The 11,774-nt window shown below is 69.6% G+C and carries 14 protein-coding genes and 1 tRNA gene; 10 read left to right on the forward strand and 5 right to left on the reverse strand.

The features are described from left to right. Nucleotides 1–2 precede the first annotated feature (2 nt). Nucleotides 3–131 (forward strand): DLW-39 family protein, encoded by a 129-nt coding sequence (locus tag ACH5AO_RS36085; RefSeq protein ID WP_003999697.1) that lies wholly within the window; start codon nucleotides 3–5, stop codon nucleotides 129–131. A gap of 193 nt (nucleotides 132–324) precedes the next feature. Beyond that, nucleotides 325–1,590: a hypothetical protein gene (locus ACH5AO_RS36090; RefSeq protein ID WP_398932260.1), complete on the forward strand. Its 1,266-nt coding sequence runs from the start codon at nucleotides 325–327 to the stop codon at nucleotides 1,588–1,590. Nucleotides 1,591–1,620: 30 nt separating this feature from the next. On the opposite strand, the gene ACH5AO_RS36095 is transcribed toward ACH5AO_RS36090, so the two are convergent. Then, a complete protein-coding gene (locus ACH5AO_RS36095) occupies nucleotides 1,621–3,186 on the reverse strand; it encodes a protein kinase (protein ID WP_398932238.1) in 1,566 nt (521 codons plus the stop codon). An 87-nt stretch (nucleotides 3,187–3,273) separates the two neighbouring features. Continuing rightward, a complete protein-coding gene (locus tag ACH5AO_RS36100; RefSeq protein ID WP_217128010.1) occupies nucleotides 3,274–3,822 on the reverse strand; it encodes a DNA-binding protein in 549 nt (182 codons plus the stop codon). A gap of 182 nt (nucleotides 3,823–4,004) precedes the next feature. Between ACH5AO_RS36100 and ACH5AO_RS36105 the strand changes: the two genes are divergently transcribed. Next, nucleotides 4,005–4,077, forward strand: a tRNA-Ala gene (locus tag ACH5AO_RS36105). 124 nt (nucleotides 4,078–4,201) lie between these two features. Here the strand turns inward: ACH5AO_RS36105 and ACH5AO_RS36110 are convergent. Beyond that, on the reverse strand, nucleotides 4,202–4,903 hold the full coding sequence (locus ACH5AO_RS36110) for a DUF5324 family protein (protein WP_398932240.1): 702 nt from the start codon (nucleotides 4,901–4,903) through the stop codon (nucleotides 4,202–4,204). A 339-nt stretch (nucleotides 4,904–5,242) separates the two neighbouring features. On the opposite strand from ACH5AO_RS36110, the gene ACH5AO_RS36115 reads away from it, so the two are divergent. Together ACH5AO_RS36115 and ACH5AO_RS36120 are read left to right on the forward strand one after the other, a co-directional pair. After that, nucleotides 5,243–5,770, forward strand: a complete 528-nt coding sequence (locus ACH5AO_RS36115) for a peptidylprolyl isomerase (protein WP_398932242.1) — start codon at nucleotides 5,243–5,245, stop codon at nucleotides 5,768–5,770. Between the two features lie 104 nt (nucleotides 5,771–5,874). Then, on the forward strand, nucleotides 5,875–6,765 hold the full coding sequence (locus ACH5AO_RS36120) for a rhomboid family intramembrane serine protease (protein ID WP_398932244.1): 891 nt from the start codon (nucleotides 5,875–5,877) through the stop codon (nucleotides 6,763–6,765). A 278-nt stretch (nucleotides 6,766–7,043) separates the two neighbouring features. On the opposite strand, the gene crgA is transcribed toward ACH5AO_RS36120, so the two are convergent. After that, entirely contained in the window at nucleotides 7,044–7,298 is a 255-nt protein-coding gene (gene crgA, locus ACH5AO_RS36125) for a cell division protein CrgA (RefSeq protein WP_053635432.1), read from the reverse strand. A gap of 141 nt (nucleotides 7,299–7,439) precedes the next feature. On the opposite strand from crgA, the gene ACH5AO_RS36130 reads away from it, so the two are divergent. The 5 genes from ACH5AO_RS36130 to ACH5AO_RS36150 all read left to right on the forward strand — a co-directional run bounded on the left by ACH5AO_RS36130 (nucleotide 7,440) and on the right by ACH5AO_RS36150 (nucleotide 11,124). Beyond that, nucleotides 7,440–8,219, forward strand: a complete 780-nt coding sequence (locus ACH5AO_RS36130) for a DUF881 domain-containing protein (RefSeq protein ID WP_398932246.1) — start codon at nucleotides 7,440–7,442, stop codon at nucleotides 8,217–8,219. A gap of 203 nt (nucleotides 8,220–8,422) precedes the next feature. After that, complete coding sequence (locus ACH5AO_RS36135) at nucleotides 8,423–8,584, forward strand: hypothetical protein (protein ID WP_398932248.1); 162 nt, start codon at nucleotides 8,423–8,425, stop codon at nucleotides 8,582–8,584. Continuing rightward, nucleotides 8,581–9,219, forward strand: a complete 639-nt coding sequence (locus ACH5AO_RS36140) for an aminodeoxychorismate/anthranilate synthase component II (protein ID WP_398932250.1) — start codon at nucleotides 8,581–8,583, stop codon at nucleotides 9,217–9,219. Before ACH5AO_RS36135 ends, ACH5AO_RS36140 begins: the two co-directional genes overlap by 4 nt. Continuing rightward, on the forward strand, nucleotides 9,216–10,343 hold the full coding sequence (locus tag ACH5AO_RS36145; protein WP_398932252.1) for a class E sortase: 1,128 nt from the start codon (nucleotides 9,216–9,218) through the stop codon (nucleotides 10,341–10,343). Before ACH5AO_RS36140 ends, ACH5AO_RS36145 begins: the two co-directional genes overlap by 4 nt. A 13-nt stretch (nucleotides 10,344–10,356) precedes the next feature. Further along, nucleotides 10,357–11,124 (forward strand): class E sortase, encoded by a 768-nt coding sequence (locus ACH5AO_RS36150; protein ID WP_398932254.1) that lies wholly within the window; start codon nucleotides 10,357–10,359, stop codon nucleotides 11,122–11,124. 106 nt (nucleotides 11,125–11,230) lie between these two features. On the opposite strand, the gene ACH5AO_RS36155 is transcribed toward ACH5AO_RS36150, so the two are convergent. Next, nucleotides 11,231–11,608 carry a hypothetical protein gene (locus ACH5AO_RS36155; RefSeq protein ID WP_398932255.1) on the reverse strand — a complete coding sequence of 126 codons (378 nt, stop codon included), beginning with the start codon at nucleotides 11,606–11,608 and terminating at the stop codon, nucleotides 11,231–11,233. Nucleotides 11,609–11,774: the final 166 nt, after the last annotated feature.

Genomic DNA, 11,774 nt, shown 5'->3' on the forward strand with positions numbered 1-11,774 from the left:
CGGTGAAGAAGCTTCTCCTGGTCGCACTGGCCGCCATCGGCGGGCTCCTCGTGTACCGCCAGATCCAGGCGGATCGCGCCGAGCAGGATCTGTGGACGGAGGCGACTGACTCCGTGCCCACGGGTTCGTGAGTACCGACATCCGACGCTGAACAGACCCCGGCCGCCCACGCGGTCGGGGTTTTGTGTGAGGCGGGGGTGTGTCGGCGAGCCTCGTCCACGGGGCAGGATGGGCGCGGTGCGACGTCCGGGCGACGACGAGGGGTGGCGCGTGAGGGGACGGCGGGGTACGGCCCGGACCGGGCGCGGAGGACGCGCGGGCGTGGTGACGCTCGCGTCCGTGATGGTGCTGGGACCGGCCGGTGTGCTGCCGGGACAGGCGGCCGTCGCAGGGGAGGCCGCCGAAGGCGCCGGGGCCTACGCCTTCGCCGGGGACGCGCGGAGGGTCGACGGAGCCGCGAGCACCGCGGAATCCGTGCCGCTGGAACCCGGCCGGACCTACCGCAGCACCCTCCCGGCGAGCGGCACGGTCTACTACCGCCTCGAACTCGACGGCGCCACGAGCGCTTACGCCTCCGCCACCGCCGTACCCCCGGCCGGCCGCACCGCCTCCGTCATCGACGGGGTCAAGGTGTCCGTGCAGGACGGCGAGGGACGCTCCTGCGACGTGGACACGGCGAGCTTCGGTGCCGCCGGCAGCCGGCATCCGGTCGCCGCGTGGGTCATGCGGGAGATCTCCCCCAGGAGGTCCCTCTGCCAGGAGGCCGGTACGTACTACCTGAGCGTCGAACGCGTGGACCCGGACGGGGCGGGCTCCTCCCCCGGCCCCTGGGAGACGGAGCTCACCGTGGTGTCGGAGCCCCCCGCGGAGAAGGCCGGCGCGACGAGTGCGCCGAAGGAGTGGAACTCCGCCCCGCCCCAGCCCCTCCCGGGCAAGCCCGAACGGCGCTCCGGAGGCGCGGGCTTCGCCCGGGCCGTCCCCGTCGGCCAGGGAGTGTGGAAGGACGACATCCGCCCCGGCCAGACACTCTTCTACAAGGTCCCCGTCGACTGGGGGCAGCAGCTCTACGCCACCGCCGAACTGGGCGCTTCGGGCACGGGCGGCAGCGGCTACACCGCTGCCGCGCTGGACCTGGACCTCTACAACCCCGTACGCGGTCACGTCGTGGACGTGGGTGTCGGCTACGACGGCGGCCGGAAGGAACAGAGCCTCACGCCCCTCCCGCCGGTCGCGTACGCCAATCGGTACGCCGCCGTCCGTCAGACCGGGGCGATGCGGTTCGCCGGTTCCTACTACCTCGTCGCGCACCTCTCGGCCGCGGTGGCGGACGACTTCGGTGACGGACCCGTTCCGCTGACGCTGCGGGTGCGGCTGGACGGTGCGGCGCAGGACGGACCCGGATACGCGGGGGAGTCCGTGCCGCCGGGCGTCTTCACGGTCACGGAGGAGGACCGGGAGGCCGTGGCCGAGGACACGGGCGACGACGCCGTCTTCCGGGCGCTCGCGGTGGGCGGCATCGGTACCGGCACGGCGCTGCTGGCGGGGCTCGGTGTGTGGGCGCTGGCGGCCCGGCGGCGGACCGTGCCGTAGACCGCTGCCCATGTTCGCGGGCAGCGGCGGTCAGATGCGCGTGAGGGCCCAGAACCCCATGACGTAGCAGGCCAGGGCCAGGAGCAGCAGGGGGACGACCACCTTTGCCGGAGGGCCGGGGCGGCGGCCGCGCCGACGGTGGGTCCGGGGGGTGGCGGATCCGTGCTGTGGCGGCGCCCCGCTCGGAGGCGGGGTCTGAGAGGGCTGGGCGGTGTATTCCGCGGTGGAGGCGTCGGGATACGCGGTCGGCCCCGGCAGGGGGGAGCGCAGCCGTTGAGTGAGGTCGTGGGGGGAGGCGAAGGGGCCGGGGCCGGCCGGCTGGTGCTGTGCCTGCTGTACCGGCACCCAGGGGGCCTGTTCGGGGGGTGGCGGCGGGATGGGCGCGGGGGAGGAGGTGAGCGTGGCCCGGGGTGGCGGCAGAGGGAAGCTTCCGGTGTCCGACATGCCGGACGGCCGGGGGGAGGCGCCGGACGCGGTGCCCGGACGCGGATCGGTGAGGGCCGCGCCCTCGCCCCTGTCCGGACCCGCACCGGACGCTTCCGAGCCGGTTCCGGCACCGGCGCCCGCCGCCGTGGCCGGCCGGACGGATCCGGGACCGGTCGTGCCGTCGGGGGCGGGCGCACCAGTCGTGTCCCGGACGGGTCCGGCACCGGCGTCGGGCAGGGGAGAGACCCGCTCGGCCTCCGGGGCCGTACGTCCGGTGCCCGAAGCCCGCTTCAGCGGACCGTCGGCGGCGAACCCCGGTGGCAGGGGACCCAGCTGGTCGAAGATCTCGACCAGTTCGTCGTCGGGGCCGGGCTCCGGAAGAAGCTCCGCGGCGGCCGCGAGAGCCTTGCGCGCCCCCGTGGCCGTACGGAACCGCGCCTGCGGATCCGGCTGGAGCAACGAGGCCACCACCTGCCACAGCGGCTCGGGGACGCCCTGGGGAGCGCCGGGCGTCCCGTGGTCGACGAAGTGCTGGATGAGGGCCTTGGCGTCCGGTTTGGCGCCCTCCAGCAAGTACAGCGCCACCAGGCCCACGGCGAAGAGGTCGGCGGGGAAGTCCGGTTCGGAGCCCATCAGCTGCTCCGGCGCGATATAACCCGGCGTACCCACCACCAGGTTGGTCTCGGTCAGCCGGGGCTCACCCAGCCGCATCGCGATGCCGAAGTCCGACAGCCGCAGCCGTGGTCTGCCCGTGCCGGTGGCCTCCAGGAGCACGTTGGCGGGCTTGATGTCGCGGTGCACGACGTCCTCCGCGTGCACCGCGGCGAGCCCCGCCAGCAGCTGGTCGAGCAGGGTGCAGACGAAGGCCGGCGGCAGCGGACCGTAGTCGCCGACCAGGTGGACCAGTGAGCCACCGGCGACCAGGTCCATGGTGAACAGGACCTTGTCGTCGTCGGCGGCCCAGCTGGTGGGCGCCAGAACATGGGGGTGATCGATCCGCAGCGCCTGCTCGCGCACGAAACGGAGCAGGGAGTGGGCGTCGCTCTGCAGCAGGACCTTGGCGGCCACATAACGGCGGCGACGGTGGTCCCAGGCGCGCCAGACGGCACCGACACCCCCACGCCCGATCGGATCGACCAGTTCGTACCGGCCGGCGAAGACCTCACCCATCGCTGTGCGTCGCCCCTCCCCTGCGGCGTCCCCCGTCTTCCGTGCGTCCCCGGCAGCCGGAACCCCCTCCGGCAGCCGGGCGGGGAATCAGTTCTGGTGGGACTGGTAGTGCGTGACCGCGTCGGAGGTGCGGCCCGCGCCGTAGACCCGGAGGAACTCTGCCAGTTCGGGGTGGGTGGGGGCGAGGGTGTCGGCGGCCTCGATGATGTCGCCGGCGGCGGCCACCGAGCGCAGCAGGGACTGGATCTCACGGACCACCCGCTTGACCGTGGGCGCCCCCGAACTGCTCGTCGTCTGCGTGGTGTTGCTGAGCACCGAGCCCCCCTGGGACTTCTTGATCTCATCCATGCGCTCGGTGGCCTCGGCGGCGCTCACACTGCCGTCCGCGACCTGCCCCGCCAGGTCCTGAAGCAGCTGCACCCGCTGCACCACGGCGGGATTTCCGATCTTCGCCCGCTGGCCGCTCATCAGCTGCGACAACATCGGTGCGGACAGTCCCAGAACCCCCGCGAGACGAGCCTGGTTGAGGCCCAGGTCGTCTATGAGCCTACGGAAGAGCGCCCCCAGCGGCTCCCCGTACCAGTTCCGCTGCAGTTCCCGCGCTCTCGCGGTGGCTTCCTGCTGTGCGGCGTCCATTGCGTCTCCCCATCGCTTCCCCAAGAACCGTGGTTCGCTGTAGCGAACCACGTCCGAGCATCTTACGGAGAGTGGTTGGTCACGGGGACCCCCAATCTTTTTGCGGAATCCCCGGGGGGACCCGGTACTCTGGTCCCGGACGCCCACCGGGATGTGGTTCTCGCAGGTGGACGCTTCCCTCCGGGGCCTTAGCTCAGTTGGTAGAGCGCTGTCTTTGCATGGCAGATGTCAGGGGTTCGACTCCCCTAGGCTCCACATTCGGACCCCTCTCACCTGCGGAAACGCGGCGGGAGGGGTCTTTCGTTTCACGTGAAACGGCGCGGTGGGACAGAAGGCGTTCAAGTCTTCTGCTCCACCGCGCCGTTGGTGTCCTCGCGCGTCAGGTCTGGTCGTCGCGCCGGGCGGCCTCCTCGGCTTCCTTGGCCTCGACCTCCGGGTCCAGTGTGGCCCCGCCGCTGCCGTCCACCGACGTCAGCTTGGCCGAATCCGACGACACGTCCGTCGCGGCCGGAGGCTCCACCAGCCAGTCCGGGTTGGCCTGCTTGTCCCACCACTTCCAGGCGGCGAGGGCGCCGCCCGCCACGGCACCCAGAATCAGGACCGCCCTCGCGGCACGGCCGGCCCTCGCTCGCCGCCGCTGCTTGCGGGCCAGTTTCTGGATCTGCTGCACCGAGACCTGGCCGCGCAACGCGGCCAGCGCGGCCGCTCCACGGGCCGCTGCCTCGTCCCGCGCGGGACCGGCGACGGCCACCGCCTGCTCGATCCTCGGACGGGAATAGTCCGCCGCCTGCCGGGCGGCCTTCCGGGTGCGCTCGGCGGCCTGGTGAGCGGCCTGGTCGACCTTCGGCGGCACATGCGTCCGGGCCTGCTCCAGATAGGGCTGTACATGGGCGCCGTACTGGACGCGAGCCTGACCGGCGGCCTGCGTCACCATGGGCGCGAGCCGTACGCGGGCCTCCTGTGCGTAGTGCGCGGCCCTGACCTTGGCCGTGTCGGCGTAGGGCGCCACCACTTCCGCGGCGTGCAGCACGCTGTCCTTCGCCGAACCGGTCGCGGCGCGCACGCTGTCGATGCGGGTCACGGGTTCCTCCTCCTCGGTGGCGTACGGTATTTCGACTTTCCACCCTTTTACGGATCATGCCTGCCGGGTCGCCGCGCGGCATGCGCGGACGGGCATCCGGGTGCCGGTGAGCTCGATCAATGGTGATGTCACCTACGACAGCGGATGAATACGGGGCAACGGGAGCTTGTCGTCGACAATGCCACGGATCGCCACCTTGCGCCCCCGGCGCGGGACCACTCACTCGTTTTTCCGCAAGCGGAACGGCCTGGTTGCCCACCTGTGAACGGACGACGGGCGACTGCGCGCTCCGTCCGTGCGAGGATCGGGGAGTCACGGAAAGACAACGGAAGGCACATCGTGGCTGAGCAGCTCAACGCCACCCTGAAGACCAATCACGGCGACATCCAGGTCCGGCTCTTCCCGAACCAGGCGCCGATCACGGTCAAGAACTTCGTCGAGCTCGCCAAGGGCGAGCGGGAGTGGACCCACCCGCAGACCGGTGCGAAGTCCATGGACAAGCTCTACGACGGCACGGTCTTCCACCGGGTGATCAGCGGCTTCATGATCCAGGGCGGAGACCCGCTGGGCAACGGCACCGGCGGTCCCGGCTACCAGTTCGAGGACGAGTTCCACCCGGACCTGCGCTTCGACAAGCCCTACCTGCTGGCGATGGCCAACGCCGGCCCGGGCACCAACGGCTCGCAGTTCTTCATCACCGTCGCCCCGACGGCCTGGCTGAACCGCAAGCACACGATTTTCGGAGAGGTCACCGACGCCGCCAGCCAGAAGGTCATCGACGCCATCGCGTCCGCGCCGACCAACCCGCGCACCGACCGTCCGGTGAACGACGTCGTGATCGAGTCGGTCGAGATCCACGAGGGCTGAGCGCCTCTCCCCCGGAGAGCGAAAACCCTCGAAGGGAACCAATCGCCCCGCTCGTCCGTAAGGATGGGCGGGGCGGGGCTTTTCCACACGACCTAGGGGATCCCATGGACGACCAGGCTTCCGGCAGTCCTCAGGACGCCCGGCGCGTCCCCTTCTGCTATCGCCACCCGGACCGCGAGACCGGCATCCACTGCACCCGGTGCGAGCGGCCGATCTGCCCCGAGTGCATGGTCGACGCCTCGGTCGGGTTCCAGTGCCCGGAGTGCGTCCGCGGCGGCTCGGGCTCGGGACACGCGCCGACGGCCTCCATGCCCCGCACGATCGCCGGCGGAACCGTCGTCGCCGACCCCCGGCTGATCACCAAGATCCTGGTCGGGATCTGCCTCGCCGTCTTCCTGGCCCAGCTGTCGCTCGGCGACGGCTTCACCGACCGTTTCCAACTGATCGGCCGTGCGTACTTTCCCCTCCTCGGCTCGGTCGAAGGGGTTACGGAAGGGCAGTGGTACCGGCTGCTGACGGCGACGTTCCTGCACGGCAGCTACATCCACATCATCTTCAACATGCTCAGTCTGTGGTGGATCGGCGGCCCTCTGGAAGAGGCGCTCGGCCGAGCCCGTTACCTTGCCCTCTACCTGGTCTCCGGGCTCGCGGGCAGCGCGCTCACGTATGTGATCGCCGCTCCGAACCAGGGCTCACTCGGTGCGTCCGGCGCCGTCTTCGGGCTGTTCGGCGCGACCGCCGTACTGATGCGCCGCCTCAATTACGACATGCGCCCGATCATCGCCCTGCTGGTGATCAATCTGATCATCACGTTCGGCTGGGGCAACATCGCCTGGGAGGCCCATGTCGGAGGGCTCGTCGCCGGTGTCGTGCTCGGGTACGCCATGGTGCACGCCCCGCGGGAGCGGCGGGCGTTGGTGCAGTACGGCGCGTGTGCGCTGGTGTTGGCCGCGGTCGTCCTGATGACCCTGCTGAGGACGGCGCAGCTCACCTGAGCGCCGAGTTGTCCACAGTCGGTGGCGGATCTTGTGCACAGGGTGCGGAAGGGGCTGCCTGCCAGGTGGGGAATTGACATTTCCACAGGTCAGGCGATGCGCGAACAGATTTTCGGTTACCGGTGTTTCTGTCATACCGGTGTCAGCGTCCCGAAAGTTATCCACAGATCGGGTCTCCTGTCCACATGTGGACAAGGGCTGTGGATAACTCAGAGGACAACCCTGCCCAGAGCTGTTCGACAGCTCTGGGCAGGGGAGCGCTCACCGTGCGGTGAGCGTTACTTCCACTGGGTGGAGACGCCGAACCCGGCGGCGATGAAGCCGAAGCCCACCACGATGTTCCAGTTGCCCAGGGCATCGATGGGCAGCGAGCCGTCGGTGACGTAGAAGACGACGATCCAGGCCAGTCCGATGAGGAACAGGGCCAGCATCACCGGCGCGACCCAGGCGCGGTTGGTCAGCTTGATCGCGGTCGTCTGCTTCGCCGGCGGCGGCGTGTAGTCGGCCTTCTTGCGGATACGTGACTTCGGCACGAGGGTCTCTCCTGTCGATGCGCTGCGTGGCCGCGCAGGGAACTGGGTCGGGCTCGGGGCAGCGTACAAGGGGACTCTGAGCGCTCCCCCGGGCGTCCGTTAGCGTAGTGCTTCCGCGGCGCCGAAGGAGATAAGGGTACGTTGAGCAATTCTGCCGACTTTCCCGGGAAGGAATCCAGTCCTGCCCGCCGACGCCGTCCGAGGCCCGTGCGGATCCTCACCGCGGGCGTCTTCGCCCTGGCGGGACTCCTCTTCTTCACCAGCTTCGACACGGCCAGGGGCACCAACATCCGCACGGACGCCTCGCTGCTGAAGCTCTCCGACCTGATCCACGAGCGCAGCCGCAAGAACGGCGAGCTGGAGGAGACCAACGGCGCGTTGCGCCAGGAGATGGAGTCCCTCGCCGAGCGTGACGACGGCAGCACCGAGGCGGAGGACGACAAGCTCGCCGCCCTGGAGGAGCACGCCGGTACGCAGAAGCTCAAGGGCGAGGCGATCACGGTCACCCTCGACGACGCGCCGCCGGACGCCACGGCCAAGCTTCCGGGCTACCCCGAGCCGCAACCCGACTACCTGGTCATCCACCAGCAGGACCTGCAGGCCGTGGTGAACGCGATGTGGCAGGGCGGCGCCGAGGGCATCAAGGTCATGGACCAGCGGCTGATCTCCACCAGTGCGGTGCGCTGTGTGGGCAACACCCTGATCCTGCAGGGCCGCGTCTACTCCCCGCCGTACAAGATCACGGCGGTCGGCGATCCCGAGAAGCTGAGGAAGGCGCTCAGCGCTTCGCCGGCGATCCAGAACTACATGGTGTACGTCAACGTCTACGGGCTCGGCTGGCAGGTCGAGGACAACGGGGCCGTGACCCTGCCCGGCTACTCCGGCACGGTGGACCTGCACTACGCGAAACCCGTGGAGTAGCCGCCCGTCCCGGTTTCACGTGGAACATGCCCGGACATCGAGGCGATCGGCCCCGAGCCACGTACTCGTGGGTGCACACGGCCGGGCCCGTCCCCGTCCTGATCCCGTACAGCCCGCGGAGGCCGGGAAATCGGAGGGGCCACGCCGTTAGTCTGTTGACGTACGGCGTGGGTCTGGTGCCGTGGTACGAGGGAAGGGACGGCATGTACAGCTGGATCTGGCGGCATCTTCCGGGCAACACGTGGGTGCGGGCACTGCTCTCACTGGTGCTGGTCATCGCCGTGGTCTACGTCCTCTTCCAGTACGTCTTCCCGTGGGCCGAGCCGCTGCTGCCCTTCAACGATGTGACGGTGGACAACCAGTGAGCGCGCGCATTCTCGTCGTCGACAACTACGACAGCTTCGTCTTCAACCTGGTCCAGTACCTGTACCAACTGGGCGCCGAGTGCGAGGTCCTGCGCAACGACGAGGTGACGACGGCGCACGCGCGGGACGATTTCGACGGGGTGCTGCTGTCGCCGGGCCCCGGTACTCCCGAGGAGGCCGGCGTCTGCGTGGACATGGTCCGGCACTGCGCGGACACCGGGGTGCCGGTCTTCGGCGTCTGCCTCGGCATGCAGGCGATGCAGGTGGCGTACGGCGGTGTCGTGGGCCGCGCGCCCGAGTTGCTGCACGGCAAGACGTCGCCGGTGGAGCACGGGGGCAAGGGCGTCTTCGCGGGCCTGCCCTCCCCGTTCACGGCGACCCGCTACCACTCGCTGGCCGCCGAGCCGGCCACGGTACCGGCGGAACTGGAAGTCACGGCCAGGACGCCGGACGGCATGGTGATGGGGCTGAGACACCGTGAACTCCCGGTCGAGGGAGTGCAGTTCCATCCCGAGTCGGTGCTGACCGAGCACGGCCACCGGATGCTGGCCAACTGGCTGGTGGAGTGCGGCGACGAGGGCGCGGTGGTGAGGTCGGCGGGGCTCGCCCCGGTGGTGGGCAGGGCCTCGGCGTGACCGCGCTGCGCCCCGAGCGTGAGTCCGGCGCCGACGCCTACGGCGGCGCCGGCGGACAGGGCACCCCGTACGGCGGACAGCCGTACGGGGAGCCGGGTGCGTACGGGGACGACCGGTACGACAGCACGGCGTCCGGCCCCCATGACGGTGCCTCCGGGAGCACCGCGTACCTGCCGCCGGTCGACGAGGAGACGGTGGCGCTGCGGATCCCCGAGCCGCCGGAGCGAACGGCGCGTGAGGAGTCCGCGCCGGCGCCCCTGGCGGCATCGGGCGGACGCGCGGCTCGCAGGAAGGCGTCCAGGAAGCGCCACGGGCGCCGTGGAGGCTCTCACAAGGCCACGGAGTCCCCCCGGGCGGATGAGGGCCTGGAAGGGGCGTCAGAGGCCGCCGAGGAGGCGTCACGGGCGCCGCTGTCACGGGTGGAGGCGCGTCGGCGGGCACGGGCGCGCAAGGCGAGTCCGGCGGTCGTCGCGAGCCGGGCGATCGGTGAGGTGTTCATCACCTGCGGTGTGCTGATGCTGCTGTTCGTCACCTACCAGCTGTGGTGGACGAACGTGCGGGCGCACGCGCAGGCCGGCAAGGAGGTCAGCGACCTCCAGAAGGACTGGGCGAACGGCGAGCGCAAGCCGGGGGCGTTCGAGCCGGGTCAGGGATTCGCGCTGCTGCACATCCCCAAGCTGGACGTGGTGGTGCCGATCGCGGAGGGCATCAACAGCAAGAAGGTGCTCGACCGGGGCATGGTGGGGCACTACGCGGAGGGCGCGCTGAAGACGGCGATGCCGGACGCGAAGACCGGCAACTTCGGGCTGGCGGGGCACCGCAACACGCACGGGGAGCCGTTCCGGTACATCAACCGGCTGGAGCCGGGCGACCCGATCGTGGTGGAAACGCAGGACGAGTACTTCGTCTACCAGATGGCGTCGATCCTCCCGGTCACGCCGCCGAGCAATGTGAGCGTCCTCGAACCGGTGCCGAAGGGATCGGGCTTCACCGGGCCCGGCCGCTACATCACGCTGACCACGTGCACACCGGAGTTCACCAGCAAGTACCGCATGATCGTCTGGGGCAAGATGGTCGAGGAACGGCCGCGCAGCAAGGGCAAGCCGGATGCGCTCGTCAGCTAAGGGCAGAGGAAACGTGACAGCGACCGCCGACGACACCGAAGAGCACACGGACGCGCCCGCGGACGCACCGCCTGCGGCGCGCCGCCGTATGGGTCCCGTGGCGATGGTGGTCAGCTTCTTCGGGGAGCTGCTCATCACCGCGGGTCTGGTGCTCGGTCTGTTCGTCGTCTACTCGCTGTGGTGGACGAACGTCGTCGCCGACCGCGCGGCGGACAAGCAGGCGGACAAGGTCCGCGATTCCTGGTCCCGGGAGTCCGACGACGGTGGTGACGGCGGCGGGCCCGCCTCCTACGACAGCAAGAACGGCATCGGTTTCCTGCACGTGCCCGCGATGAGCGGTGACGAGATCCTCGTCGAGAAGGGCACGTCGATGAAGGTCCTCAACGACGGCGTCGCCGGCTACTACACCGACCCCGTGAAGGCGACCGTGCCGACCTCCGGCAAGAAGGGCAACTTCTCCCTCGCCGCCCACCGGGACGGACACGGCGCGAAGTTCCACGGCATCCACAAGATCGAGAAGGGCGACCCGATCGTCTTCGAGACGAAGGACACGTGGTACGTCTACAAGGTCTACGGCATCCTCCCCGAGACCTCGAAGTACAACGTCGACGTCCTCGGGAAGATCCCGAAGGAGTCCGGGAAGAAGAAGGCCGGCCACTACATCACGCTGACCACCTGCACGCCGGTGTACACCAGCAAGTACCGCTACATCGTCTGGGGCGAACTGGTCCGCACGGAGAAGGTGGACGAGGAGCGGACACCGCCGGCGGAACTGCGCTGACCGACCTCCCTCGTAGGGGGTCGGTCGCCTAGCATGGTGAAGGCCCGAAGCCGCAACTTGCTCTTGCGGCTTCGGGCCTTCTTCTCCCGCGCTCAGCGCAGCGCCTTCAGCCGTGCTCCGGCGCTCCACGCCTCCAGTTCCTCACGGTCCACGGTATGGAGATTCTGACCCGGTCTGTCGGAATTTCTTCCTCCAGAGTGCTGATCCGGCGGTGGGGCCGGCACAGGGTGCGCTCGACGTTCTCGATGTCCTCGCGGAGCTCGATGAGTTCGCGGCGGTGTTCACCGGATGTGGCGATCAGGGCGTTGAACATCGGCATGACGGTCTTGCCGAGGATGTTGGTGATGTGCTGGTCGATGCGCGCGTTGCGAGAGGCAAAGTCGGTGAGAGCAAGGTTATCCACAGGTTGTGTGCGGGCCAAGTGCTCCATGTCGAGCAGGAACGTGCACACCTGCCGTGCGACGTCGCTGTCGCGCAGGATCATCGCGACATTTAGCACGTCTCGCCGTGAATAGATGGTGAGGCTTCGACGGGCCTGTGGATAACTGGCCAGTTAGACGTCGTCTCATTTGGCGAGTCTGCGGTAGCAGATGAGGCTGCAGGCGATGGCGGTGAAGGCCAGGAAGTGTTCGGCCTTGCGTTCGTAGCGG

The sequence above is a fragment of the Streptomyces sp. NPDC018964 genome (assembly GCF_044390325.1).
Classification (GTDB): domain Bacteria; phylum Actinomycetota; class Actinomycetes; order Streptomycetales; family Streptomycetaceae; genus Streptomyces.